Source organism: Paraconexibacter sp. AEG42_29 (assembly GCF_040581415.1).
Taxonomy (GTDB): Bacteria; Actinomycetota; Thermoleophilia; order Solirubrobacterales; family Solirubrobacteraceae; genus Paraconexibacter.
In genome coordinates this window covers 4,891,225-4,916,401 of sequence record NZ_CP114014.1, presented here as the reverse complement: position 1 = coordinate 4,916,401, position 25,177 = coordinate 4,891,225, and the positions used below count along the sequence as shown (strand labels likewise).

Here is a 25,177-nt window from a genome sequence, read left to right as displayed (position 1 = left end):
GAGGAGATGCGGGACGGTGTCTCGGAACGTCACGGTGCCCTCCGATGGCGAGCACGCTGCTCGGGTGCGCACGTCGGGCATCGCCAGTAGCGTCCATTCATCTTGTGGTCGCCTTCGGCCAGCTCGCGCTCGGTGCCGCACGTTCGGCAGCGGGCACCGTTCGCATCGAGGTCACGGACGAGGTCGTCCAAGCAAAGCAGCGACGCGACCTCGTCGACAGCCGCTCGTCCTGTTAGCCGTGCGACGGGACCGGGGCCACTGCGCGCCAGCGGCGACATGGCCGAGAGCCACAGCTCGCGATCGTCGATGGCCACGATGTGCTCGTGCAAGGCGCGCTTGCGCATCACGACAGCGCCGACGCTGCGGAGGTCTTGAACAGCCGCAGGTACGACTTTCGCCCCATCGCGCTCGGGCGCAGTCAGAACGAGGACCGTCACCCCGCGTGCCACGGCGCGGGCTGCCGCGTCCCGTATCGACGCGGTTCCGCCCGACGAGATTGCCGGCGTCGCGATGACGATGCGATCGGTCGCGCTCTCGATCGCGTCGGACAGATGAGTCAGGTCAGTCGTTAGCCAGCCGGGCTGCTCATGAGCCGCGGCCGTGGTCCATGCGGCAACCGCACGACGCTGCGAGGTGTTCGCCGCCAGATGCTCGAGGAGCTTCCTGAGCGGTGATCGCGTGTTGGCCTGACGCATGCTCCAGTCGTGTGTTGTTACGACCATGAGCCGGCGGCGAGCACGGCTGGCGGCGACGTTCAGCAGGCGGCCGGTCACGTCGGCGTGGTCCTTGCTGAAGAGCGCGGCGCGGTGGTGAGGCGGTGCGATCGCCAAGTCAAGGATGACGATGGGCGCTTCGCTTCCCTGGAACGCATGCGCCGTGCCCCCGACAACCTCGTGCGTCAGCCCCTGAGCGGCTATGAGCCGCTGCAACAACTCGGCTTGCGCACGGTACGGCGTCACGATCAGGACTCGTGGCCCGGACCCCGGTTCGTGCGGTTGACGATCGGGCCTCAGTGCATTCGTCGCGAGGAGGAGCGACGTCGCGGCACTGACGGGATTCGCGCGGCTCGAACGAAAGGCACGAGCCGGGTTAGCAGCCCACGGGTGCACCGACGAGACGTCCCAGAGCTCGACCGAGTCACGCTTCAGGAGCGCGTCGGTGGCGAACGGGTGCAACTCACTGTCGTCATCCATCCCGGGGGCATCCTTGAGGAGCCCCCGATAAGCGAGCAGGTTCGGGATCGCTCGAATCCGGGGCGCCATACGTCGTTGTTCGACGAGGGTCACAAAGTGCTCGGGAGCCTGGCGCGCTTCGGCCGCGGCACGCCACCCAGCCACGTCGAAGAGGTCACGGCCGAGCCACTTCCGAGCGATTGGAGCATCGGAGAGGCAGATCGGAGGCAGCTGGTGATAGTCGCCGACCACGACTGCTCGGCGCGCGAGCGCTGTTGCGGCCCACACCGCGGGGATGCTGGCAATCGAAGCTTCGTCGATGACGACGAGGTCGAAAGACTGGAGGAGGAGCGACTTGCGCACGTAGGCCGCCGTAAGCGTCGCGCCAACGACCTTCCTCGACTCGAGTATCCGCACCTCGACTTCGCGGATCCGCCGCTCGACGGACCGGAGGCGCTCCTCGGCGAGTTGCACCGAGCGCTCGATGTTGTCGCGAGTACGCGAATCGGGAGGACTGCTGATCAGGTGCGCCTTCGCGTTCGCGCTGGCAACGTGGAGCTCGTCGAGCAGACCCTCAGCACTGTCCTCGTCCGCTTCAGTGCTCAGCCCAAGGAGTCGCGGGAGGTGAAGATGCTGCTTGAGCTCGTCGACGATCTCTCTCAGCGCCTGCCGGTGATCGCGCTCGGCGTCCTCTGCTGCCTGCTCGAGGCGCGTGCGTTCTTGAAGCCCAGCGGTGCGAGCCGCCGCCCTGCGCTCCGTGGCGCGGCGCTCGTACAACGGGAGCTCATTGTCCATACGGCGTTGCAGGTCACGAGCGGCCCGCCCGCTACTCGTGAGCCACGACGCCACCGAGTGAGCTGCCTGAGCATCGTTGAGCGCTGCCCTGGCCTCTGCGCAGTCAGCGATGGCCGCAGACCGCTCTCTCTCGAATCCCTCGACGGCGCGCGCGACGAGCACGTCGCTGAGCAGTTCCGGCTGGGACGAGAGACGGTGATCGCGTGGTGCCCCAACCCGTAGGACGGCGTTGTGGTGACCTTGCGCGGCGAGTGCATCGACGGTCGAAAGCACTGCGCCGTCGACTGCGATGTTGGTGTGGCTGACGATGAGCACCCGCTGGCCAGCCATGGCTGCCTGCGCTGCGATCGTCCCGATCGTCCGGGTCTTGCCCGTGCCGGGCGGGCCCCAGATCACCGTAAGGTCGCGGCCGAGCGCGCTACTCAGAGCTGCGTGCTGCTCTGGGTTCAGGTCGCCGCACGGCGCGTCTACCGGTGATCCGCTGGGTTCGATCCGCCCGAGGACGAGGTCGCCGAGTTCATCCACCCGGCCGTCGAGCTGCTCGAGGCGTTCGATGAGTCGATCGATGAGGAACGCGGCATCGGGCCGTAGACGTGCGCTCGGCACGTGCTCGCCGAGGTCACGGTCCAAACGGATGAGGATCTGCTGCCCATCCGATCCGATGACGCGCGCGTCGATCTCATCATGACCGACGAGCAGAACCGCGTCGGTGTCGTCTCGTAGGCCGCGCAGTTCAGTGACCGCGGCAAAGACGTACCGGCCGCTCGACGGCGATCCGGCACGACGACCATCTCGGAGCTCGATCTGTGCCTCCGCGCGGTTGCGTGTCGCCGCCCACTCGGATCGGAGCGCAGCAACGAAACCTGGGACCGGGGACGTGAGCGGTCTGCGCATCGCGGCGCGGGCGGCATTCGGGTCCGGTCGGGTCGACGCGACCCGGTCAGATGCCTCGCTGCTCGTCATGACGGCTCTTTGCTCCTCGATCGCGGTCGTGTGTCAGGCTAGTCGCTGCCACGGCTCGAGACCTGACGCCCCGCTCCGCTGGTTGCTTATCGTCAGCCGTAATCAGTTCGTGAGCGGTGAGACTCGTCCGAGTTCTGGCCCGCACTGTCAGAACAGTGCGCGGGGGTTCGACCCTCCCTCCATGAGTGCCTCGATCGACGTAGGCGACGGCGTCACTGTGACCCTGCAGCGGACGCTGCGGATTCCCGACGACGGCGGGGACCACCCGCTCCCACCTTCGCTAGGTGCGATGCCGACGCTGCCCGCCGCAGAGCTAGCGCCGGCGGCCCGTGACCTGCTCGGTATCGGCGACGCCGATCACGTCGTCGCGCTGCGCGACGGCGAAGCCCTGTGGCTGTCCTTCGCTGCGCGCAGCTGGCACCCGAGCGTCTTGAAGGTCGGCCTCGGGGCCACCTGTGCGGTGACCGGCGGCGAGTTCCGGAACGCCCCTCCGCGCCGAGGGGAGCAGGACTACCTCGTGGTCCAGGACCAGCCCTGGCTGGATGGCGTGTCCACGGGCGACGGCTGCGTGCGGCAGTTCGTGGCCACGCCGCTCGGGACGGGCGCGACGGTGGAAGAGCAGCGGTCCGGCGACGCGCCCGAGGGTGGCCTGCGTTTCACGACGTTCGCGGCCCGGCCGGGTCAGTTCCCCGACGAGCCGCCCGCCGTCGCGGTTGATGACGTCCTCTGCTGCTCACCGTCAGCGGCGCCGCTGGGCCTCGCCGCCGGTGGACGCATCCGTCAGGAGATCTACGAGGACAACCACGGCTACGCCACGTGGGAGCGTGAGCCGGCTGCCTCGGTCCGCGTCGCGCTGGTCGAGGCAGTGGCGTTCGCTGCCGTGACAGGCCTTCCGCTGCCGTCGCCGCCGGTCGATGCGTGGACTTACACTGAGGCCGGGCTGCCGTGGTTCGAGCTGCACGACCCGGCCCGCGTCGGGCTCGACGTCAGCGCCAAGTTGCGAGCCGTTCGTTCGCTCGCTGAGCTGCGGGGACGAGCCGACGATGTGCTCGTGGTCGATCCGGAGCAGGTCGTCGCGCTCCTGAACGGACGCGGGCGATGACGCCCGTCCCCGCGACTGCCCTGGCCGAGGCGCTGCGTGAAGCCTTCGATCGGTTGACCGACTTCGTCGTGGTGCAGACTGCGGGTGATCGCGAGCTCGAGCTCGCCGACGTGTTGTGCCTGCAGGAGTCGGTCGGGATCGACGATGACGCGCGTGCCATGTTCGCCAGCCGCTTGGACGAGGTGCAGCCCGACGCGCCCGTCGGCGCGGTGCTCCTGGGTGTGCTGCTCGGGTTGTCGGCGGCGCAGCTGCAGGCCGAGCGCGCGTGACGAGTGTCAGACGAGGGCGCCTCGTTTCGACTCCTCGCTCATGAGCACCGCCGTCCCCGAGCTACCGACTTCGCCGCGCCTCTCTGAGTGGCAGACCCCGTGCGACGTTGACGCCGTGCTGCTCGTCCGCGAAGTCGAGCGTCGGGAGAAGCGCGATGGGTCGGCCTTCCTGCGTCTGCTGCTGGGGGACCGCTCCGGCACCATCCCGGCGGTCATGTGGGACCCGGGCGCAGCCGTCGAGGGATTGCGGGCCGGCACCCCCGCGCAAGTCGGCGGTCGGTGCTCGGAGCATCCGCGGTACGGGCGGCAGCTGACAGTGGCGACCGTCGACTCCGTCGCCGGCGACGACGTCGATTGGAGCCTGCTCCTCGACGCACCCGCCCGCTGCGTGCGCGAGCTGTCCGACGCGCTCGACGCGCTGCTCGCATCGATTGCGCAGCCGCACCTCGCCGCGCTAATGGTGCGCCTGCTCGGTCCGGGCACGCCGACCGGCCGGTGCTTCCGTCTGGCGCCGGCGGCGAAGTTCAACCACCACGCGTACCGTCACGGCCTGCTTGAGCACGCGCTCGACGTCGCCCACGGTGTCGACCGTCTCTGCGCGGTCTTCGGAGCCGATCGCGACCTCGCGGTCTGCGGAGCACTGCTGCACGACATCGGCAAGCTCGAGGCCTACCGGCAGGAGGGCGGTGCGATCGACCTCACGGATGCCGGCAAGCTCCTCGGTGAGATTCCGCTCGGCTACTACCGCGTGCGCCAGGCCATCGAGCAGGACCCGGACTTCCCGGGCGAGATCGCCCAGCGCCTGCTGCACATCGTGCTCTCGCACCACGGCCGGCTCGAGTACGGCAGCCCCGTCGTGCCGAGTACGCGCGAGGCGACCCTTGTCCACACCGTCGACAACCTGAGTGGACAGATGGGTGCGTACGACCGCCTCGCCAAGCAGGCCGGTGACGAGCGGTGGTCGCGGTTCGAACGCGTCCTGGGCGCGGCGGCGTTCGTCCCGAGGCCGGTATGAAGCATCGTCTGCCTCAGGTTGGGTCGTATCGCCGCCGGCGCGTCGTGCGCGCACGGGTCCACGTCGCTATAGCGTGACGCGCTACTGGCCAGGGTGGCGGGATGCCCTCCATTCCGACTTCGATTACGTGGGTGCGATGAATGGCGATCATTGAGTTCTACGGACGGTTCTGGGATCCCGCCTACGTGAACTGGGGCCGGAAGGGACCTGGAGGACAGAAGGAAGTCTCCGGCACCTACAAGGTGGACGGAGAAAGCAAGACTTTTGACGTCGCCGGCCAGCCGGGGATCTACGTCCTGCACCATGCATGGACGACGATCTACGTCGGTACGGCGACGGGTGACATCACGGGGCGCCTGGCGAATCACCGACGCGACCGACTCGCCGGGAGGTGGGATCGATTTTCCTGGTTCACTCTGCCTGACCAGGCTGGTCCGCTCGATCACGCCGATCTTGTTGCGACTGTTGAAGCGCTCTTGATCTTTGCGGCTCCGTCAGCTGAGACATCCGAGAATCGAGCCCAAGCCACCATTCGTGGCGCTCACGAGGTCAAACAGGCTGGTAGGCAGCCTGCGCTTGCCAGCCGATCGCTACTGGAGAAGATCGCCGCTGATCTCGACGCGCTGACCCTGCAAGTGTCTGCACTCTCGCTGGCGGCCGACGCCGCCAGCGTTGAGACCCCTGGAGGGAGCGAACCCGATGACAGCATGCCCTCCCCCGCACGACTAGCAAGGGGCGAGTCGTACGGGCGCATCATCGACGCCCTTAGCACCGGGAAGTGGCAGCGGGAGGCCGCGCTCGTTCGGGCAACAGGGCTGAGTCAACCGACGACCCATCAGGCACTCAAACGTCTTGTCGAGCGTGGCGAGGTCGAGAGGGACGACGCTGGGGGACGAGCACGGTTCCGGCTAGCCCCGGCGGCCGACGGCGTGCAGGCGCCGCAGTAGCGGACGTCGCAGATCCTCGCTACGGACCCGCCCGAAATAGGCCTCGGCGTTGAGCGGGGAACGGGTCGAGCCGTCCTGATTTGGGGAGGGGCTCACGACACCAGTGCTGCAAGCCACAAACGCACACAGCGTGTCTCGTGGTGCGTTCCGGAGCTCGTGCGCTATTGGCGGCGGACGAGAGCGACGGCTTCGCTTGGCCCCAGCGCGACGGCCTGAAGTGGCCCCACCCCGCGCTGGTCGTTCAGGAGCATGGACTGGCCGGCGGCGCGGTCGACCATTCGTGTCTGCCCGGTCACCTCGAGTTAGGCGTGGCTCAACGATGGTCTAACTCCACCCAGTAGTGCTGGTGATGCCCCTGGGCGTTGTACCTCGCGCACGCGCGGTCCGCCTCGTCCCGATCGGTGAACGAGGCCATCGGCACCGCGTTGCCGTGATCGTCCTGACGCCACAGGCGCCACGGCCCGGCCGGCTCGGCGCGTCCAGGATCGTCGTCGTCCGGCATCGGCCCATCATCGCCGACGACGCGGGGCCGGCGGGTAGGCTCGCGGCGGATGGCTCGCATGTACCCGCGCTCGCTGCTGGAGGACGAGGTCAAGAGCCGCGCCGAGGGCCGCGTCTTCGAGGCGCTCCGCGACCAGCTCGACGACGAGTGGGAGGTCTTCCACTCCGCGAGCCTCGTGATCCGCGACCACGCGACCGGGGCCGAGGACGACGAGTGCGACTTCGTGCTCTGCCACCCGGACCGCGGGATCGTCTGTCTGGAGGTCAAGGGCGGCGGGATCGAGTGCGAGTTCGGCGAGTGGCGCCGGCTCCGGAAGGACGGTCCGGCCGAGCGGATCAAGGACCCGTTCACGCAGGCGCTCGACCACCGGTACAACCTGTCGCGGAAGATCGAGGAGGTCGAGGGGTACCGGCGGCACAAGCTCTTCCTGGTGCATGCGCTCGCGTTCCCGGACATCTCGGCGCACTCCCTCGTGCTCGCGCCGGACGCGCCGGCGGATCTCGTCATGGGCCGCACCGATCTGCCGGACATGACGGCCGCGATCGACCGCGCGCTCGCGTACCACGAGGGCTCGCGCGACAAGCGGACCGCGCCCGGTGCCGAAGGCGCAGCGATGCTCCGGGAGCTCCTCGCGCCACGTGTCCGCATCGAGGTCCCGATGGCGACCACGTTCCTGGACGAGACCGAGGAGCTGGTCCTCCTCACCCACGAGCAGTCCGCGCTGCTGAATCGGTTCGGTCGTGCGCGGAGGATGGTCGTCTACGGCTGCGCCGGGTCCGGGAAGACCATGCTCGCTGTGGAGCGGGCGAAGCGGCTCGCCGACGAAGGCCAACGCGTCCTGTTCGTCTGCTTCAACCGCGGGCTTCGCGAGCATCTCAACACCCGCGAGGGGCGGGACAACCTGACGTTCCAGACCTTCCACAGCGTCTGCGTGTACTGGGCGCGGCGGGCGAAGATCCCGCTCAAGGACTACCCGAGCGGCACGACCCCGCCGCCCGAGCACTGGCGCGAGGACCTGCCGTACGCGTTGATCGAAGCGATGGAGCAGCTCGGCGGTCAGTTCGACGCGGTGTTGGTGGACGAGGCGCAGGACCTGCACACCGACTGGCTCGACGCCCTCAACACGACGATCGCCGATCCGGCCGCCGGATCGCTGTGGCTGTTCCTCGACGACAACCAGCGCATCTACGACACGACGCTCGACGTCACGGACGACTACGTCCCGTTCGACCTGACCGTCAACTGCCGCAACACGCAGCTGATCCATCGTGAGGTGATGAAGCTCTACCAGGGTCAGATCGTCCCCGAGGCGCGCGGCCCCGAGGGACGCTCGCCCGAGTTGCTGCTGGCGAAGGACCAGCCGGCGACGGTGGCGTCGGTGCTGGAGCGGCTCTGCAGCACCGACGAGATCCCGCCGCAGGACATCGTGGTGCTGTCCTCACACGCGAGCGCGAAGAGCGCGGTCGCCCGCGAGGGGCACGGGCGCTTCACCTTCACCGACAAGCGCGGAGCCGGCGGGTCGCACGTGCACTTCTCGTCGATCCGCGCCTTCAAGGGCCTCGAGTCGCCCGTGGTTGTGCTGTGCGAGCTCGAGGACCTTGACGCCGCCTCGCACGACCAGCAGCTCTACGTCGCGCTGTCGCGGGCGCGGAACCACGTGGTCATCGTCGGCCCCGGCTAGACCGCGTCTGCGTCCGCGAGCTGCAGGTCGTGCATGACGCTCCACACGTCGTGGTAGCGATGGGCGCGGTCGTGACCCTGGCGGGCGGCGACGGCGCTCTTGAAGTTGCCGTAGTCGATCGCCTCCGCCTGGCCGGCGAGGTAGGTGGCGAACGTCGCCGCCGGGACGAACGTCCGCCAGCGGTAGTCGCGGGCGGGCGTCTCGATCGGTGCGGGTGCGCCGGTGGCGTCGCAGAATGCCTCGAGGTCGGCGCGGACGCGGGCTCGGACGAGGAGGTCACCGGGGCGGTCGGCCGGGGTGACGACGGAGAGGAAGCCGGAGGTCGTGAAGATCCACATGGTCAGGGTGCTTTCGGGTCGGGAGTCCGGGAGTCGGACGTGGGGTCGTCAGTCCGACGCGTAGGGAGAAAGACGCCGCCACAGCGGCAAGGGAGCAGCACCCAGGCGGCGCAGCGGACATACGGCATCGCTGTTGCTGAGACCTCACCGTGCCGGCCGCAGCTGGAGCAGGCGAGCGGGTACCACGTCCCGGGAAAGGGATTCACCGGGTGCAGCCCGTCCGCGACCTTCAGGGTCCACGGAGACCCATGCGCCCACCAGCGCAGCCGTGCGATGGCGTCGACGCGGACGGCGTCGTCGCAGACCGCAAAGCGCGCCTCGATGTGCCTTTCGTCGACGAAGACGAGGCCGCCGACCGCGCAGCGTTCTCCGGGCATGACGTTGCCCAGCAGGCTGGAGCTGAACCCGCAGGGAAGCACCCATCCACTACGCGGCTCGAAGCGAAAGGCGTACCGTGAGACGGGGCCATCCGACGTGCGAGGCACCGGCTTGGGACGTGCGGCTGGGTCCCGATTCCTGGGTCCGCCGAGTGCGAGCGCAGAACTTTGCGGTTGCGGATCGGTGCTGCGCGTGAACTGGCGGGTACTCGGCTCCTGCGGCGTCGACCGCCTGCGCTTCTTGGTCATCCAGCGTCACCTCCATCGATCCCAGCGTTGGCACCCGCTGGTGCTGAGCTGGTTGCCGCGGCGTCACAGGGCTGGGTCCCTCGGCCACTCTTGATGGGTGGTCCTGCGGTGTCGGGTACACCGGCTGCGGTGACCCGACCGGACGGTTTATACAGGCCTCGCCATACCTCCCTACAGTTTGGCTACACGACCGTGCGCGACCGCCCGACGGCGAGGTGCCGGGTGTCAGACGACGTGTCGCCGGTACGACCCAGGACATGTGGTCAGTCCTCGTCGTCCCCGCCTTCGCGTCACGCTGGACCGCCAGCTCGACCGCCTCGTAGCGCTCGAGTTCGGGGACACCCACGAAGGGCAGCGGGTCGAGTGCTGGACGGTCGTCGGTGACCACGTGGCGCTGCTGCAGCCTCCGTCGGCCGATCGCTGCACGGGCTTCCTGGTCGAGGACCTCTCGGCGTACGACCCCGACGACGGCGAGCACGCCGCGCTGGGACGGGCCGCGCTTCGACGCGCCGACGCTCGGCCTGAGCGACGTCACGGTCAACGCGATCATCGCCGCTGTCTGCGCGCTACGTCACCGGACCGTCGACGGGCTCGACGACGGGTTGGCGGCAGCCGCGCGCCAATCGCGTGGCGAGGCTGCCGTCGTGCGGTGGCGCCGGGTCCTTCTCACGGGCAACATGAGCGCGCACTACACGCTCGGGGTGGCGCTCTTCGAGCTCGGCCGCCTCCGTGAGGCGTACGGCTACTTCCGATACTTCTGCGAGCTCGCTCCGGAGGACGCGTTCAACTGGTGCTGGCTCGGCCGGACAGCTGCGGCACTGGGCGACCTCGCCGAGGCGAGGACTGCGTACGAGCGGGCGATCATGTTCGAGGTCCGCGACCCGGACATCTACCGTGAGGACGACGACACCTGGGCCGAGGAGCTGCTGCAGGAGCTCCTCGCGGGTGACATCGAGGTCCCGGAAGCCGAGCCGGAGGAACCCGTGTCCGAGTGGGTACGGGCGGCGTTCGAGGTGGCCGGGGACCTCGCGTACGAGACCGAGGTCTGGGGCGACGAGGACTCCGGCTGCCTGGTCATCGACCACCCACTCGAGCCCGTGGTGATCGACTTCCCCGGCCACACCTGGCCGCTGCGCGTGCGCTCCATGGTCGGTCGTGCACCGGCGCTGCACCTCGACTTCGAGCACGAGCATCCGGTGTACGCCGACAGCGATGCTCTGCGTGGCAACCTGTGGGTGGACGGATCCGAGATCTGGTTTGTCACCCAGGTGCCTGTGCCCGTCGACCACCTGACCGCCGACCTCGTCGAGCTGCTGGCCCTCGGCGCCGCCACGACTGCGCTGCAACTGCGTGCAGACGTGGCAGACCGGTATGACCTCGAGTCGTCGCTGCCGTACGACGAGCTCACTGAGCTCCGGTGCTGGCGACCCTGACGGCGGTCGCGTCACGCGATCCGTTCGGCAGCGCGTCTGGAGCTGGGGCCAGGCCGGCCCGTGCCAGACCAGGCCCGTCGTCGCCCCGACGCTTGGTGCGTCGCGCTGCTTCGCTAACCGGTCAAGGGTCGGCCGTCGCGCTACGCGCCCGCCATCCCCAGCGCGGCGGCGACAGCGTCATTGTCTTCCGTGACCACGTAGCCGGCGCGCTCCAGCGCGGCGACCACGGCCGAGTCGTTGGCGGGATCGAACTCCAGGATGTCGTCGTTGAGCACCGTGGGCTCGCGCTTGCCCAGCAGCTTGGCCTCGTCCGGCATCCAATGCAGGTGTTCCGTCGCGGGCCACTCTGGCCAGTCGCCGTCTGCGAAACCCGCAAGCTCGTGTGCCTCGAACGCGTCGTTGTCGTCGGGCTCGTGGCCGTCTCGCGTGTCTGCGCGATCGACGCACTCGAGGTACCGGTCCGCCGTCAGGCCGGCCCGGAGCTCACCCCAGGTCGTCGCGTCATCGAGCACTCTCCGGGTCCGCGCGAGATCATCCGCGAGCGGGCGCTCGATGTAGACGGTGCTCAGTCCGTCGACGGAACGCCCGAAGACGACGTGTAGGTGGGTGTCCATACCTTCTCCTTGTAGCAACGCCGCGACGTGAACCCGGCGGGCCGCGCTCACGAGCGGGGGGTTTTGTCAGATCTCGGCGCCTGTGTCGGTCGCGGCTTTGGCACCCACTCGCCGGCGGCTCACGGGCGCTTGAACACCTGCACCGCGATGTCCCAGCTGCCGCCCATGACGTCGAGGTAGTACGTCCCCGACTTCCCGTAGAGGCGGGACACGCCCGAGTACGGGCCGATCTCGTTGACGATCAGGTCGCCGAAGCTGTCGTCGCCCTCGTCGGGGGACTTCAGCTGGAGGGTGTCGTTGGTGTCGCCGCCGTAGCTGTAGCGGACGCGGACCTTCTCGCCCTCGGGGATGCGGAACTCGCCGGTGCGCCGGGAGCCGCCGCCGGACAGGCTGTAGATCGTCACCCACTGCTTCGGCTTCGGCGGTGCCTTCTTGGCGACGACGACCGTGATGCCGGCGCCGCGGGCAAGCGTTGCACCCGGCCGGGGACGCTGGGCGATGACCGTCCCCGGCGTAGCGCCGGAGATACGCGACTGCTGCCGGATCTTCCACTCGAAGTCGCCGACCACGGAGTTGTCGCGGGCCTCGTCCACGTCACCGCTGACCAGGCTCGGCACGGTGCCGCGGGCGGTGATGCGGCGGGCCTCGGCCAACGCGTTGTCGGCCTCGCGCGTCGCCTTGTCGCGAGCCTCCTCGAGCGTCGCGTTGCGTGCCCGGGCGTCCTCGACGTCCTGCTTCAGCGTGGCGTTCGCGCTGGTGAGGCGGACGTTCGCCTGCTTGGCCTCGTCGAGGTCGGCGCGGGGCGCCGTGTCGGCCTGGCCCGCGGCTGCGCCGACGATCAGCGCGACGATCGCGGTCCCGACGAGCCAGGCGACGGGACGCCGGCGCACGAGCCCGCGGAAGCCGCCCCCGCCACCGGCCTCAGGACCGGACGGGGGCGGGACGGACGTCGCCATCACTCGCCGTCCTTCTTGCTGCGCAGCAGAACCGTGGTGTCCTCGGACACGCACTTGCCGGCGGCCGGGCGCTGCGACTCGACGGTCCAGTTGCGGTCCACGATCAGCAGGCGGTCCTGGCCGGTCGCGTCCTCCTCATCCAGCGAGTACAGGCCCGCGGCCTGCATCGTGTCCTGTGCGAGCTGATGGTCACCGCCCTCGACGTCGGGGACGACGATGCAGTCGCCTGACGAGCCGGCGTCCGCCTCATCGGGCTCCGCGGCTGCGGCCGACGTCGTGGTCTCGGGCTCGGGCGTCGGCGCCGCGGCGGCGGTCGTTGTCTCCGTGACGGTGACCGTCTGCGCCGGGGCGGCGACGGTCTGCGTGTCGGAGGAGGTGCTCTCGCCGCACGCGGCCAGGAGTAGGGCGCTGGTCGCCGCGGCGACGATGATGCGCAGGGTCATGGGGTCTCTCGGTCAGTCGGGTTGGGACAGGGCATGGCGAGCAGTCGCCCCCGCAACGGCCGACCTGACACGGCCTCGAACGCCGACCGTCACCGCGGGGGGCGACGCGTGCAGCACGGAAGGGATCGGCAGCAGACGCTGGCCGCGACCCGGTCCCGGCGCACGCGGACACGACTCTGCCTCCTGAAGGCTCGGAGCCGGTGGCCTGGTCGCCTTCGTGGGGTGCAGTTGTGTCAGGTTCGGTCGCGCGTACCCGACCCCAGAAGTAGAGCCAAACGATAGGAGCGAGCATGTCCGACGCCCACACGAAGACCCCGCTGCTGACCCCGCGGTTTGAACAGGCGCTGGTCTACGCCACGCGCCACCACAGCACGCAACTGCGGAAGGGCACGCCCGTGCCGTATGTGGCGCACCTGCTCGGCGTCGCGTCGATCGTCCTGGAGATGGGCGGGACCGAGGACGAAGCCATCGGCGGGTTGCTGCACGACGTCATCGAGGACGGCGGCGGCGCGCGTGCCGAGCTGGAGATCCGCAAGCTGTTCGGTGAGGACGTCGCGCGGATCGTGGTCGCCAACAGCGACACCGACTTGCAGGCCAAGCCACCGTGGTATGAGCGCAAGCTCGACTACATCGGCGCGATCGCCCATAAGCGTCCCGACGAGCTCCGGGTCTCCCTGGCCGACAAGCTGCACAACGCGCGGTCGGTCGTCTTCGACTTCCGCGAGCACGGGTTCGCCCTGTGGAAGCGGTTCAACCGCGACGCGGACGTCCCGGGCTACTACCGGGCACTCGCGTCCGCGTTCGCCCGGCGCGAGAAGGAGCTCGGGCAGCAGGCGGCGGCGGCGTTGCGTGAACTCGAGCGGACGGTCGACGAGCTCGATCGACTGGTGGTCGACGAGGTGACCGCCGTTCGCGTGCCGCTGGACCGGCTCATCGAACTGCGGCAGTACGGGCAACCGCTGGACCTGGGGAAGTCCACCGAGGCGATGGTGCTGACGGACTTCGTCGACAAGTACGTGGCCGTGCAGTCACCGTTCGCCGGCCTCAAGGAAGCGCCGATGGCGGTGCACCGCGCGTGGGAACGTCACCAGCACAGTTGTGCGGACGCGGCCCACCAGCTCCAGGCCACGATGCGCCCGGTCCTCGAGGAGCTTTACGACGCACTCCCGGCGCCCGGACCGCACTACTCCTGGCACTGAAAGGCGATCGTCAGGACCGAGCAGCACTGACGACTCCATCTACGAGGACGTCGACCACTCAGTGACCTTCGCGCGGGGTGACGGCGAATTCGGTCTGGAGTGGAGAGCGATCGTGTCCCTCGACGGCACCGTGTTCCGCCTCTGGCGTTCCGTCTACGCGGACCCGAACTCGGTGGGGTTGATGGTCGACCGCGAGAAGTGGGACCCGCAGATCATGTACGCGTTCGACACGCCCGGCAACGCGCCCGCCCATTGGTATGGCCCACTCCCGCGCGTCCCGATCCCGAGGCGCGAGACGACGCGGGCCACGCCCATTCAGGTGCCCACGCTGCCTCGAGCCACCATTCTCAGCTTGAAGATCGTGGGCACTCTTCAAGTTCTGCCGGCGGAGATCACCGAGAGAACGGGCGTGACGTTCGCACCCCGGACAGACGGTCTAGGACCACTCGAGATCGCGCTCATCGAGCTTGACGGGACGCCGTACGTCCTCCAGCGTCACACGCACTCAGCACAAGACGCCGGCACCAGCGTCTGGGGTGCGAAGTGGAACGATGAGTTGATGTACGCGTTCGACTCGTCGACGCTCTGGCAACGCGAGGGGACGTAACGCAGACCTCGTCGCGCTGCGGAGCTTGCCCACCGAGGTTGTCAGTGCGCAGCGGGCGTGCTCGACTCCGTCCCCATGAGCACCGACGACCAGACACGCAACCGCTTCCGCGGCGCCCTCCTCGGCCTGGCCGCCGGCGACGCCGTCGGGACCACCGTCGAGTTCAAGCCGCGGGGGACGTTCCCGCCCGTGACAGACATGGTCGGCGGCGGGCCGTTCAGCCTGCCCGTCGGCGCGTGGACGGACGACACCTCGATGGCGCTGTGCCTCGCGGAGAGCCTCGTCGAGTGCCAGGGATTCGACCCCGTCGACCAGCTGCAGCGCTACGTGCGCTGGTACCGCGAGGGGTACTGGTCGAGCACCGGCTCGTGCTTCGACATCGGGAACGCGACGCGGGCTGCACTCACGCGGTTCGAGCGGACCGGTGAGCCGTTCCCGGGGGACGCGGACACCGACGCAGCCGGCAACGGGCCGCTGATGAAGCTCGCGCCCGTCGCGCTCGCCTACGCGCGGCACCCGGCAGCCGCGGTCGCGCGGGCCGGTGAGAGCGCCCGCACCACCCACGGCGCCCCGCAGGCGATCGACGCCAGCCGCTACTTCGCCGGGCTGCTCGTCAAGGCGCTGAACGGCGCGCCGGTCGGCGAGCTCCTGCACTCCGGCACCGTCGAGCCGTCCCCCGGCATCTGGACCTCGCACCCGCTGGACGCCGAGGTGGCCACGGTCGCCGCCGCCTCGTTCCTCACGAAGGAGCCGCCCGCGATCAAGGGGACGGGCTACGTCGTCGACGCGCTCGAGGCCGCGCTGTGGGCGCTGCGCTCGACCGACACGTTCGAGGCCGGCGTCCTCGCGGCGGTGAACCTCGGGGACGACGCGGACACCACCGCCGCGATCTACGGCCAGCTTGCCGGCGCGATCCACGGGGCGGACGGGATCCCGCAGCAGTGGCTCGACAAGCTCGTCATGCGCGACGAGATCACCGCGCTGGCCGACGCGCTCTTCGAGCTCTCGCAGACGATCTCGCTGGACGGGCCCGCCGTCTCGACGGCGCCACTGCCGGGCGACAGCTTCTGGGCCATCGAGGGCAGCGTCCTCGCCGGTCCCTACCCCGGCGCGCCTACGCGAGCCGAGGCGGAGGCGAAGCTCGACGCGTTCCTCGCGGCCGGCGTCACCTGCTTCCTCGACCTCACCGAGGCCGGCGAGGGGCCGCCGCTGCAGCCGTACGACGACCTGCTCGCCAAGATCGCGACCGAGCGCGGGACGTCGGCGCGACACGTCCGCATGGCCATCCCCGACGTCAGCGTCACGACCCCCGCCCACATGCGCACGATCCTCGACACGATCGGCATGGCGGTCGCCGAGGGGGAGACCGTCTACGTCCACTGCTGGGGCGGCATCGGGCGGACCGGTACCGTCCTTGGCTGCCTGCTCCGCGAGCGTGGGATGGGCGCCGAGGAGACGCTCGCTCATCTGAGGGCGCTCCGAGCCGGGACGCACCGCGCGAACCGCCCGTCCCCCGAGACGCCGGACCAGAGGGAGTTCGTGGAGACCTGGAGTGCCTGACCGCCCGCAGAACGGGCAGTCGTTGATCTTCCCGGTCACGCTCGACCTCCCCAAGCACCTCGAGCTCGGCGGCACGACCTGGCACTGCCGCCGTGAGCACCACGTCACCACCTTCACCCCCGACCTGGCGGTCGCAGTAGGCCGACCCCTCGCGGACCTCATCGCACTCGGGCAACGCCACGAGCCGGCGCTCACGGAGCCGCGCGGCGTCCACTTCGACGGGCGGGCGGCGACGGCCGAGCGGGACGACGGTCGCCGCAGCCTCGTCGCCTTCTGCGACGTCGACGGTCTGGCCGAGGTGTACGCGCAGCTGTCCGCCGACCTCGGCACCCCGGTCCCGCTGCCACCGAACCACGTCACGCTCTACAGCAGCGATGCGCGCGACAAAGGGATCGGACTCGCGACGGCGGACGCGGTCGCCGCGTACACGACACCGCTCACCCCTGAGCAAGCCGCCGTTCTCACCAAGACGCTCCCGCGCTGAGCGCGCCCACGCCGGAAGCCGGCTCGGATAGCGTCGGCGGATCGACGCGTCAGGAACCCAGCGGCCATGGCGACACACAGACCGTTGACGTTCTCAGGCCCCCTTCCCGACCACGAGCTGCAGTCGCTCAGCGATGACCAGCTGATCGCGTACGTCAGCGCGATGCGGACGCGCGGGCACCGTGAGGCGGCTGCCACCGGGCTCGCACATCTGGTGTTCGGGCACTGGGAGAACGTGCGCCGACGGGTCGTCCTGCGGATTCCGGCCCAGGATGTCGAGGACGTCACCGGTGAGATCATCACCAGCGCGGTGCGGTCCGCGTTCGACGGGACGTCCAAGGGCGAGTTCGTCGTCTGGATGAACACGATCACCAAGCGCCGGATCGCGGACTTCTTCCGGGACCGCGAGCGGACGCTCGACACCGACTCCCTGGACGCCGTGACCGCGGCGGGCCGCGAGCCGGCGTCGGACGGGGAGGTCGACCGCGCCGGTTACCTCGAGGTGCAGGCGATCATCGAGGAGCTGCTCGCCGAGCGCTCACCGGACCACCGCCGCATCATCGAGATCATGGTCTTCGACGACCAGACGGCGGACGTGGCGGTCACGGAGGTCCCCGCTGTCACGACTGAGAACGCCTACCAGATCGTCAGCCGCTTCCGGCGCGATCTGCGCCGGCGACTGGCCGCGCGTGATATTCCACCGGACGCGTCATGACCCTCGTCGAACAGCTCTTCAGGCAGTTCACCGCCGCCGACCGCGCGGGCGGCGAGGCGCCCGACCCGACCGACTACCTACAGCAGGTGACCGGGGCCGAGCGCGAGGAGCTGATTACGCTGCTCGACGAGTACCTGGCCCGCGCCCCGCGCCGCACGTTCGACGCCGCCGCCTTCGCCGCGTCCCCGGCCAAGGCACTGACGGACGACCTGCTGCAGGCGCTCGACGGCGCCGCCGGAACCTGGCCTGCGCTGCTGCCGCGGCTGCGTCACCGCGCGCGGCTGTCGCGCGCGCAACTGGTCAAGAAGCTCGCCGAGGGGCTCAGCGTCCCCGGACAGGAGCCGGCGGTACTTGGCTACTACCACGCGATGGAGCAGGGGACGCTCCCGGCGGACGGGGTCACCGACCGCGTGCTGGACGCGCTCGGCGCGATCGTGGGGGAGACGCGTGCCGCGCTCCGGACGGCCGGCGAGAACATCCTTCCCGCCGCCGGCGGCGCGACGGGACAGGCGTTCGCCCGCATGGCCGAGCCCGACGCGGACTTCGCGATGCCGCCTGCGCCTGCGCCTGCGCCTGCACCGGCGCCCGCTGCTGAGTCAGGGGTGGACGCGAGCACGCCCGCCCCGCCGCGCAGTCCCGGGACTGTGCCTGCCCCCGGCTCGCCCGACGTCGACGCGCTGTTCACCGGACGCCGTTCCGGGTCGTAAGCGTCGCCGTCCCGCTGGTCGTCCCGCGAGCGCCCCCGGTCCGACCCCCTTTCGCGCCGAGTCGCGGTCAGGTCGGTGGGTGCCCCGACGACTTCACCGTCATGGACCATCGCCCCGACCCGCTGCGCGCCTACGCCGACGCGGTCCGCGCAGGTGACAACACCCTCGCCGCGCTCATCGCGCACCGGGTCTTCCGGCGCTCACACACCCGGGATCCGGACGCCGCGGCACCACCGTCCCAGGCGGCCCGCGACACGCTTCGCCGCCTCCGCGACCACCTCGGCATCTAGGCTCACCGATCAGTGGAGGACATCGAAGAGCGCGCCGACGGCATCCTCGCGAAGATCCCCGAGTATCTGTGGGACGGCGCGCGGCTGCCGGTCCCCGTCGAGGACATCGCGGACTCGGTGTTCGGGCTCCTGGTCCGCGACGTGGAGGACCTGAGCACCGCTCCCGGAGCGCCGAAGACGAACGACGGCCAGTCGCTTTCCGGCCTGCTGCTGCCGGCACGCGGCGAGATCTGGGTCAATGCAGTCGAAGCCCGCCTGTGGCCGCCGCGTCGTCGCTTCACCATCGGGCACGAGGTCGGGCACTGGGTCCTGCACCGCGAGCCCGGTCAGCAGGCGCTGTTCTGCCGGCACACGAGCGTCCACGACTCGGGCCCTCCGCGTCCCGAGACGCCGCGCGACATCGAGGAGGAGGCCAGCGCGTTCGCCGCCGCGCTGCTGATGCCGCGCTGGCTCTTCGTCCGCGAGCACGCCCGCTGCGGCGGTGACATCGCGCAGCTGTGCGACACGTTCGGCACGTCGAACGCGGCGACCGTCCGGCGGGCCGCGGTGCTGTTCGGCCAGTAGCGGCAACCGTCAGAACCGATGTCCGCGCAGCGACCCCGTAGTCGAGACGAACGACGAAAGGGAGGGGCCCGATGCCCGCGACGAACCGGCCACGGCTGTACCTCAGCCAGGACCACGGCCTGGACTGGCTGACCGCGCTGGAGTTCGGCGCGACCGACGACGGCCAGCCGCGCGATCGCTGGGTCGGCGTCAGCGACCAGGTCGGCCTGCTGCACGACGTCCCGGACGGACGCTGCATCGGCTTCGCCGTCAGGCGGCCCGCGCACTACGACCCGGACGACGAGGACCACGCCCCGCTCTGGGACGGGCCGCGCTTCGACGTCCCCCAGCTCGGGCTGACGGACGTCGCGCCGAACGCGATCGTCGTCGCCGCCCGCGCCCAGTACGGCACCGGCCGCCAGACGCTGAACCGCAAGCTCTTCTCGCAGGCCATCGCCGGCGACGACGAGGTCGCGGTCGTCCGCTGGCGGCGCTGCCTGGAGGCGGGCGACGTCATGGCCCACTACGCGCTCGGGTACACGCTGCTCGGGCTCGGCCGCTGGGCGGAGGCCTACCGCCACCTGCGGTACTACTGCGAGATCGCGCCGGACGAGGCGTGGGCCTGGTGCTACCTCGGGCAGGCCGCCACCGGCGCCGGCCAACTCGGCGAGGCGCGCACCGCCTACGAGCACGCGGTCCTGCTGGACACGGACGCGGGTAAGGACGAGGCCACCGACGCGCAGGAGCTGCTGGACGCGCTCATGGCGGGCGACCCGCAGCTGCCGGAGGTACCGGAGGCGGATGACCGCCCGCTGTGGGCCCGGACGCTCATCGACAACGCGGGCTATGCCGGACTACGCGCGCGGGCGTACGTCGACCACGAGGGGGACGGGACGATCGTGCTCGACACCGCGGACCGGCCCACGCTGATCGACGTCGAGCCGCGGTACGACGCCGTGACCGTCCGGGCGATGATCGGACGTGCGCCTGGCGTCGTCGACGACGAAGTGGCGCAGGCGGAGCTCCGCGACGAGGTGGTGCTCGAGGGCGAGAACTTCGAGATCGACGACGCCGGCGACCTCTGGGTGACCGTGACCGTGCCGCTGCCGTTCGACCTTCTGACGCCGGCGCTGCTCGACTGCCTGACGGCCGGCGTCGTCGCGAAGGCGAGGCACCTCTGGGAGATGACCGACGGGGACAACGTCGGCCTTGATCCCGCGCCGGACTACGCCGCGACCTACCCGACGGTGGGGCGCTGAGTGGCCGCGCCCGGTCTCGACATCCCGGACCCGGGCCACTCACCCTCGAGGACGCGATCTACCACGCCCGGCGGCTGAGGGACTCCCCGAAGGGCTAGCGGCCGCGACGACGGCTGAGGGGCACGGCGGTCCGTGCGCGGTCGGCGTCGCCCTCGCCGGCGACGTCCCACTCGGGCAGCGACCCACCGCACGCCAGGCAGCGCCCGGGGAACCAGCCGTGGCGCCGCACGCCGGCCCAGAAGTCGACGCTCTCGTCACGCCAGCGGGCGCCGCAGGTCGGGCAGGTGACCTGCGCGTGTCCACACGCTGCGAGCTCGCCGGCCAGGTCCACGACGCGGGCCGGGAGCCAGACCCGCGTGAAGCCCACGCGGGTGGCCCACGCGATGAGGACAGCTTCGGCGTCGTCGCTCCAGCGGGTGCCGCCCACCGGCGTCACGATGAGCTCGTCGTCCTCCTGGCCGGAGCGGTAGAGGTCAGCCAGCGCAGCGCGGACGTGGCGGAGTCCGTCCCGGGACGGGCCGCGGCCGGCCAGCGAGCGGTCCCAGCCGTTGAGGGTGATGCGGTCGCCGCGGATGGTCGCGCGGCAGATGGGGGTCTCGTCGATGCTCATAGGCCCTGGGTCGAACGGCGAGGCTCGTGTCTGACGGCGACCTCTGGCATGCTCGAGCGGTTGCCGAGCCTGCACAGCAACCGGGGCGCGAAACGAGCGCGGGAGGCGCGGGCCGCGCTGGGTCTGGACCTCGGCGCGCCGTTGTCGTGCTTGCTGGACGTCGTCGAGGACGTGGTCGGGCTCCCCGTGGTGATCGCTACGCTGCTGGACGGCCTGGCCGGTGCCTGCGTCCCGCTCGGCCCGACGCGGTTGCTGTTCGTGAACGGGACGGAGCCCCGGGTGCGGCAGCGGTTCACGCTCGCGCACGAGCTCGGGCACCACTGGTGCGGCCACGACGGCGGGATGGTGATCGACACGATCGAGACCGTCGCCGGGAAGACGACGACGCCCTACGAGAACGAGGCGAACGCGTTCGCCGCCGAGTTCCTGATCCCGAAGGTCGCGCTGACCGGGCGCTTCGCCGGCGATCCGACACCGGACGACGTGCTCACGCTCGCCGCGGAGTACGGCACCAGCGGGGTGATGACCCACTTCCGCCTGCGCCAGTGCGGCCTGATCACGGAAGCGGCGAGCGCGGCGTTCCATGCGGCTGACCACGGCGCGGCGTGGGAGCGCCTGGGACTGGCCGGCTACCCGGACCGCATCGCCCGTATCGCACAGTTGCCGTACCTCTCGCCACGCCTGGAGAGCACGCACCTGGGGGCGGCGGTGCGGGGTGACGCGGCCGCTGACTCGCGTCTGGCCGTGGCGCTGGCGCGCCTGCTCGCACCGTCGAGCTGACGCGCCACCACCGTTGGGTCTATCCCTCGGGGCCGCCGAGGAAGAGCCGGTCGACCTCGTCGAGGGCGGCCGCGGGCGCCGGTGCCATCGCGGCCTGCGCGATGACCGCCAGATCGTCTGCGACCCAGTCGGCGTCCTCGAGGTCGTCGGCGCGGAAGAGGGCGCCGGCGGGGCGCAGCGGTCGCCCGAACGAGGCAGCGTCGGCGAGCGTCCCGGGGCTTGCACCGAGGACGTCGGCGAGAGTCTCGAGCAGCCGGCGCGAAACACGGGTCGGCTCCAGGCGGCCGGCCTCGAGCTCACCGAGATACGTCGCGGCGCGCTCCTCGTCGCGCGCGGCGAGGCCGAAGCGCTGGGCGATCCGTCCGGCGACGTCGCTCAGCGACAGGCGCGCGCGCTGGCGGAGCTCGGGCAGCACGACGGGCCAGAGCCCGGCATCCTCCCCGGCGGCAGAGAACACGCGCTGGACCACGGGCTCGGCGCGGATCGCTGCTCGCGCTGTGTTGCTGTAGCGCGGGGTCGGCGCGGCCTCCAGCCACGACTCGAGCTCGGTGGCGAGGCGGTCGCGCGCGTCGCCCTCCGGGACGCGCCGCAGGTACGTCCGGACGCTCGGCCGTTCGCCGGCGTTCCACGCGTCGATGAACTCGTTCAGCAGGGTTTCGGTCGTGGGGATCATGAGGCGTCGTACTGCTGCTTGAGCTTGGCAAGGTCGGCGAATCCGCGCTTGCGGAGCTGGTAGGCGTTGTCGCGCCGGATCCCGAGCTCCTCGCAGATCTCGGGGATGGTGGAGCCGTGGTGGGTGAGCTGGACGACCGCGCGGCGGTTGTCCGCCATCTGGGGGTACGCCCAGTCGAGGAAGTCGTTGATGTCCTTCTGGCGGCCCTCGCGCTCGTAGACGGCGTGCGCCTCGTCGGTCTCCCACGTGTGGGCGGGACGGTCCTCGGCGTCGGCGTCCCACCCGGCGTCGAGCGACCGGTTCGTCCGGCGGCCCGCGCTCTGCGACTTGCGCTGCACATCGACGCAGATGCCGAACGAGAGGGTCTTGATGGCGTTGATGAGCTCCCCCATCGACGAGCCGCGGAACGTCCGCATGAGGTTCGTGGAGATGCGCGCGAGCGCCATCTCGACCGCGAGCTCGTGCTCGTCGTCATCGAGCTGCAGCTTGTGCGTCGCCGCCACGATGCCGTCGACGCGGTCGAAGATCGAGATCACGATCTCCTCCCAGCACAGGCGCATCGTGACGGCGTCACCGTCGGCTTTGGCCGCCGCGAAACGGCGCAGATGTTCATCGTCGTGTCTCCCCACACGGGGAGGGTCGCGGGGGATCGCCACGGTCTGACACTCTCACACGCGGATTCCGCTGTGGGCGCGGTCGGCGGTCCCATGTCAGCGAAACCCGATCGGGGTGGCCGCGGACCGTGACCGGGCTTGACTTCCCCGAATGTCGGCGTAGAGCTCGGCGAGGGTCCCGCCGCCGCCGCCAGCCGGCGCAACGACCCCTTGCCGCTCCCGCCACGCCGTCGCCTCCTCCGTCGTCAGCGCTGCGAACTCGACCTGGGCTGCGCACCGTCCCGGGCGTGTGACTGCCGGGTGGAGCGCGCCGAGAGGCTCGTTCGTCGTGAGCAGGACGAGTGTCCGAGTCCCCTGCCCGAGCAACCCGTCGAGGACGTTCAGGAACCGGGACAGGCCCTGGCCGGCGCGCTCGCGTGCGTCGGCATAGAGCAGCTCCCCGGTGTCCTCCAGGACCAGCAACGACCAGCGTGAATCGAGCTCGTCGCCCTCGTCGTCACCCAGGACGTCGAACAGGTAGTCCGGCCGGTCCAGGAGGCGCTCGGGATCGACGACGTAGTGCAGGTCACACCACCCGCGCCAGGCCCAGCCGAGGCTGCGGACCGCGTGGGTCTTGCCGGTCCCGGGGGCGCCGTGCCAGAGCAGCAGACGGCCGTCCGTGCCGGTCAGGCGCGCGGAGTGAAGGTCGTCGAGTCGGGCGCGGGCGGACGCCGTGTAGTTGTCGGCGATGTCGGGCCACTCGGGGACCGAGACCGTGCGGGTGCGCCGGTCGCCGCCGGTATCGCGTGCGCACGACCAGAGGCGCAGGTCCAAGCGGTGCGGGCCGTCATCAGATTGCGGGAAGAGCCGCGCGCCGCGACAAAGCAGCGCGCCGACAGCGGCTGCGTCTGCCCCCGCCAGCTGCAGCCAGACGCGGCCGCGGTGCAGCCGCCACGCGAGCAGGCCTTCCGCGAAACGCGCACAGCCGCCGCTGGCCCACGGCGGTAGCCGGTCGTGGACAGCGATGATGTCCATGCCGGCCGGGGGCTCGCGTTGCGAGGTGCGCCACTCCGCCTCGCGGATGTGGTCGAGGCCGTCGGTGATGGCGGCCTCGAAGAAGCGCACGTCCGCCCAACCCAGGTGACCCAGGTCGAGCGCGATCCGGCTCATCGCCGGCGCGAGGGACGGCGGATACGGGACGGGTCGGCGACGGGATCGGGGTAGGCCGGGAAGGCGCTGAGCTGGATGAGCTCGCCGTCGTGGACGCAGCCGGCGGCGGCCGAGTCGCAGCCGTCGATCGCAAAGGACTGACCCAGCCCGACGCCGCGGCGCGTGGGGACGTCGCGCACGCTCAGCAGGCCGTTCGCCCAGCCCTGCACCCAGTCCCGGTCGACCGCCTCGCCGACGTGCATCGCGACCCGCGCGCCGGTCTGGTCGAGAGCGTCGAGCGCGTAACCCTGCACGAGCGGGCCGTGCAGCGCAGCCCACACGTCCGAACGGCTGACGTAGTCCAGGACGGCGGCCTGTCCGCCGATCACGGCGACCGCGCCGACCTGCCCGTCCTGACGCGCGACGCCGGCCGCGATGGCGTCCAGGCGCGGCCGGTCGTTCTCGAAGACGTCGTGCGTCGCGCCGGTCGCAGCGGGCGCGCCGCGGCGCTCGGCCTTGGCGCCGACCTCCGCCCAGACCGCGGCCTGGTCGGCCCGCGGCTGGAGCCCGGCCGCGCCCGCGAGGGTGCTCTGCTGCGCCTTCATCCGGCGCAGCGACGGGTAGGCCGCCTGCGGGGCAGGGACGAACCCGTCGGCGTGGCGCGTGCCGTCCCACCGGCCGGCCTCCACGCAGCTGACCGGGATGGTGAGCCGCGCGCCGGCGGGGACGACGACGGTCAAGTCGAGCGTGCGGTTCTGCTGCGCGCCGAGCACCTCCTCGCCGTCGTAGAGCAGGACGGCGACGTCGAGCGGGTTCGTGACCATGAGGTCGTTGACGGACGCGCCGCCCGGGACCTCGTGGATGACGAACCCCTCGGCGACGGCCTGCGCGAACGAGCGGTACTCCAGGCGCGGCTCCCCGCCGCGGAAGAGGGGGTAGACGGTCAGCGGACCGCTGGTCTGGGCGGGGCCGACGCGGATGTCGGCGGCGAGCGAGATGGCGTTCATGGCCGGTGGGTCGGGGGTGCGCGGGTGGCTCTGACAGCTGCGAGAAACGCTGTGCGACACCGCGGATCACGAATTGCGTTCGTCCCGCGCGCTCACCGTCAACTGATCGAGCTCGCCCATCCCCCCGTGACGGAAGGGCAACGTCC

Annotated in this window: 27 protein-coding genes and 1 riboswitch; of the genes, 16 read left to right on the top strand and 11 right to left on the bottom strand. The window is 70.6% G+C overall.

The genetic code is table 11. The features are described from left to right. Window positions 1-29: 29 nt before the first annotated feature. Window positions 30-2,930 carry an AAA domain-containing protein gene (locus DSM112329_RS23730; protein WP_354699037.1) on the bottom strand — a complete coding sequence of 967 codons (2,901 nt, stop codon included), beginning with the start codon at window positions 2,928-2,930 and terminating at the stop codon, window positions 30-32. 181 nt (window positions 2,931-3,111) lie between these two features. On the opposite strand from DSM112329_RS23730, the gene DSM112329_RS23725 reads away from it, so the two are divergent. The 4 genes from DSM112329_RS23725 (at window position 3,112) to DSM112329_RS23710 (ending at window position 6,263) form a co-directional block, all read left to right on the top strand. After that, window positions 3,112-4,032 (top strand): hypothetical protein, encoded by a 921-nt coding sequence (locus DSM112329_RS23725; RefSeq protein WP_354699036.1) that lies wholly within the window; start codon window positions 3,112-3,114, stop codon window positions 4,030-4,032. Then, window positions 4,029-4,301, top strand: a complete 273-nt coding sequence (locus DSM112329_RS23720) for a hypothetical protein (RefSeq protein WP_354699035.1) — start codon at window positions 4,029-4,031, stop codon at window positions 4,299-4,301. Before DSM112329_RS23725 ends, DSM112329_RS23720 begins: the two co-directional genes overlap by 4 nt. 40 nt (window positions 4,302-4,341) lie before the next feature. Next, entirely contained in the window at window positions 4,342-5,316 is a 975-nt protein-coding gene (locus DSM112329_RS23715; RefSeq protein ID WP_354699034.1) for an HD domain-containing protein, read from the top strand. A 140-nt stretch (window positions 5,317-5,456) separates the two neighbouring features. Then, window positions 5,457-6,263, top strand: a complete 807-nt coding sequence (locus DSM112329_RS23710; RefSeq protein WP_354699033.1) for a helix-turn-helix domain-containing protein — start codon at window positions 5,457-5,459, stop codon at window positions 6,261-6,263. A gap of 313 nt (window positions 6,264-6,576) precedes the next feature. Here DSM112329_RS23710 and DSM112329_RS23705 read toward each other — a convergent pair whose 3' ends face one another. Continuing rightward, window positions 6,577-6,765, bottom strand: a complete 189-nt coding sequence (locus DSM112329_RS23705) for a hypothetical protein (RefSeq protein ID WP_354699032.1) — start codon at window positions 6,763-6,765, stop codon at window positions 6,577-6,579. Window positions 6,766-6,814: 49 nt separating this feature from the next. On the opposite strand from DSM112329_RS23705, the gene DSM112329_RS23700 reads away from it, so the two are divergent. Next, window positions 6,815-8,446, top strand: a complete 1,632-nt coding sequence (locus DSM112329_RS23700; RefSeq protein WP_354699031.1) for an NERD domain-containing protein — start codon at window positions 6,815-6,817, stop codon at window positions 8,444-8,446. Here DSM112329_RS23700 and DSM112329_RS23695 read toward each other — a convergent pair. Next, window positions 8,443-8,784 carry a hypothetical protein gene (locus DSM112329_RS23695; RefSeq protein ID WP_354699030.1) on the bottom strand — a complete coding sequence of 114 codons (342 nt, stop codon included), beginning with the start codon at window positions 8,782-8,784 and terminating at the stop codon, window positions 8,443-8,445. The two genes, DSM112329_RS23700 and DSM112329_RS23695, sit on opposite strands and share 4 nt — an antisense overlap. A gap of 635 nt (window positions 8,785-9,419) precedes the next feature. Next, a riboswitch (SAM riboswitch) is annotated at window positions 9,420-9,510 on the bottom strand. A 280-nt stretch (window positions 9,511-9,790) separates the two neighbouring features. Here DSM112329_RS23695 and DSM112329_RS23690 point away from each other — a divergent pair. After that, entirely contained in the window at window positions 9,791-10,843 is a 1,053-nt protein-coding gene (locus DSM112329_RS23690; RefSeq protein WP_354699029.1) for a tetratricopeptide repeat protein, read from the top strand. Window positions 10,844-10,983: 140 nt separating this feature from the next. Here the strand turns inward: DSM112329_RS23690 and DSM112329_RS23685 are convergent, their stop codons facing one another. The 3 genes from DSM112329_RS23685 to DSM112329_RS23675 form a co-directional block, all read right to left on the bottom strand. Further along, a complete protein-coding gene (locus DSM112329_RS23685) occupies window positions 10,984-11,508 on the bottom strand; it encodes a hypothetical protein (RefSeq protein WP_354699028.1) in 525 nt (174 codons plus the stop codon). 68 nt (window positions 11,509-11,576) lie between these two features. Next, on the bottom strand, window positions 11,577-12,413 hold the full coding sequence (locus tag DSM112329_RS23680) for a PASTA domain-containing protein (protein WP_354699027.1): 837 nt from the start codon (window positions 12,411-12,413) through the stop codon (window positions 11,577-11,579). Then, window positions 12,413-12,856, bottom strand: coding sequence for a hypothetical protein (locus DSM112329_RS23675; protein WP_354699026.1), 444 nt, complete (start codon window positions 12,854-12,856; stop codon window positions 12,413-12,415). Before DSM112329_RS23675 ends, DSM112329_RS23680 begins: the two co-directional genes overlap by 1 nt. Before the next feature lie 290 nt (window positions 12,857-13,146). On the opposite strand from DSM112329_RS23675, the gene DSM112329_RS23670 reads away from it, so the two are divergent. From DSM112329_RS23670 to DSM112329_RS23630, 9 genes are all read left to right on the top strand, one after another. Continuing rightward, complete coding sequence (locus DSM112329_RS23670) at window positions 13,147-14,055, top strand: HD domain-containing protein (protein ID WP_354699025.1); 909 nt, start codon at window positions 13,147-13,149, stop codon at window positions 14,053-14,055. A gap of 112 nt (window positions 14,056-14,167) precedes the next feature. Beyond that, entirely contained in the window at window positions 14,168-14,662 is a 495-nt protein-coding gene (locus DSM112329_RS23665; protein ID WP_354699024.1) for a hypothetical protein, read from the top strand. Window positions 14,663-14,737: 75 nt separating this feature from the next. After that, window positions 14,738-16,222: an ADP-ribosylglycohydrolase family protein gene (locus DSM112329_RS23660; protein ID WP_354699023.1), complete on the top strand. Its 1,485-nt coding sequence runs from the start codon at window positions 14,738-14,740 to the stop codon at window positions 16,220-16,222. Next, window positions 16,215-16,706: a hypothetical protein gene (locus DSM112329_RS23655; protein ID WP_354699022.1), complete on the top strand. Its 492-nt coding sequence runs from the start codon at window positions 16,215-16,217 to the stop codon at window positions 16,704-16,706. The genes DSM112329_RS23660 and DSM112329_RS23655 overlap by 8 nt, the downstream gene beginning before the upstream one ends. A gap of 66 nt (window positions 16,707-16,772) precedes the next feature. Further along, on the top strand, window positions 16,773-17,420 hold the full coding sequence (locus DSM112329_RS23650) for a hypothetical protein (protein WP_354699021.1): 648 nt from the start codon (window positions 16,773-16,775) through the stop codon (window positions 17,418-17,420). Next, window positions 17,417-18,127 (top strand): hypothetical protein, encoded by a 711-nt coding sequence (locus DSM112329_RS23645; RefSeq protein ID WP_354699020.1) that lies wholly within the window; start codon window positions 17,417-17,419, stop codon window positions 18,125-18,127. The genes DSM112329_RS23650 and DSM112329_RS23645 overlap by 4 nt, the downstream gene beginning before the upstream one ends. 101 nt (window positions 18,128-18,228) lie before the next feature. After that, window positions 18,229-18,417, top strand: coding sequence for a hypothetical protein (locus DSM112329_RS23640; RefSeq protein WP_354699019.1), 189 nt, complete (start codon window positions 18,229-18,231; stop codon window positions 18,415-18,417). A gap of 12 nt (window positions 18,418-18,429) precedes the next feature. Then, window positions 18,430-18,981 carry an ImmA/IrrE family metallo-endopeptidase gene (locus DSM112329_RS23635; protein ID WP_354699018.1) on the top strand — a complete coding sequence of 184 codons (552 nt, stop codon included), beginning with the start codon at window positions 18,430-18,432 and terminating at the stop codon, window positions 18,979-18,981. A gap of 71 nt (window positions 18,982-19,052) precedes the next feature. Beyond that, entirely contained in the window at window positions 19,053-20,219 is a 1,167-nt protein-coding gene (locus tag DSM112329_RS23630; RefSeq protein ID WP_354699017.1) for a tetratricopeptide repeat protein, read from the top strand. A 94-nt stretch (window positions 20,220-20,313) separates the two neighbouring features. On the opposite strand, the gene DSM112329_RS23625 is transcribed toward DSM112329_RS23630, so the two are convergent. Continuing rightward, on the bottom strand, window positions 20,314-20,829 hold the full coding sequence (locus DSM112329_RS23625; RefSeq protein WP_354699016.1) for a hypothetical protein: 516 nt from the start codon (window positions 20,827-20,829) through the stop codon (window positions 20,314-20,316). Between the two features lie 60 nt (window positions 20,830-20,889). On the opposite strand from DSM112329_RS23625, the gene DSM112329_RS23620 reads away from it, so the two are divergent. Next, window positions 20,890-21,609: an ImmA/IrrE family metallo-endopeptidase gene (locus DSM112329_RS23620; RefSeq protein ID WP_354699015.1), complete on the top strand. Its 720-nt coding sequence runs from the start codon at window positions 20,890-20,892 to the stop codon at window positions 21,607-21,609. 19 nt (window positions 21,610-21,628) lie between these two features. On the opposite strand, the gene DSM112329_RS23615 is transcribed toward DSM112329_RS23620, so the two are convergent. The 4 genes from DSM112329_RS23615 to DSM112329_RS23600 all read right to left on the bottom strand — a co-directional run bounded on the left by DSM112329_RS23615 (window position 21,629) and on the right by DSM112329_RS23600 (window position 25,031). Beyond that, window positions 21,629-22,282, bottom strand: a complete 654-nt coding sequence (locus DSM112329_RS23615) for a hypothetical protein (RefSeq protein ID WP_354699014.1) — start codon at window positions 22,280-22,282, stop codon at window positions 21,629-21,631. After that, entirely contained in the window at window positions 22,279-22,911 is a 633-nt protein-coding gene (locus DSM112329_RS23610; RefSeq protein WP_354699013.1) for a helix-turn-helix domain-containing protein, read from the bottom strand. The genes DSM112329_RS23615 and DSM112329_RS23610 overlap by 4 nt, the downstream gene beginning before the upstream one ends. An 81-nt stretch (window positions 22,912-22,992) precedes the next feature. Continuing rightward, window positions 22,993-24,045: an ATP-binding protein gene (locus DSM112329_RS23605; protein ID WP_354699012.1), complete on the bottom strand. Its 1,053-nt coding sequence runs from the start codon at window positions 24,043-24,045 to the stop codon at window positions 22,993-22,995. Next, complete coding sequence (locus tag DSM112329_RS23600; protein WP_354699011.1) at window positions 24,042-25,031, bottom strand: DUF6569 family protein; 990 nt, start codon at window positions 25,029-25,031, stop codon at window positions 24,042-24,044. Before DSM112329_RS23600 ends, DSM112329_RS23605 begins: the two co-directional genes overlap by 4 nt. Window positions 25,032-25,177 lie beyond the last annotated feature (146 nt).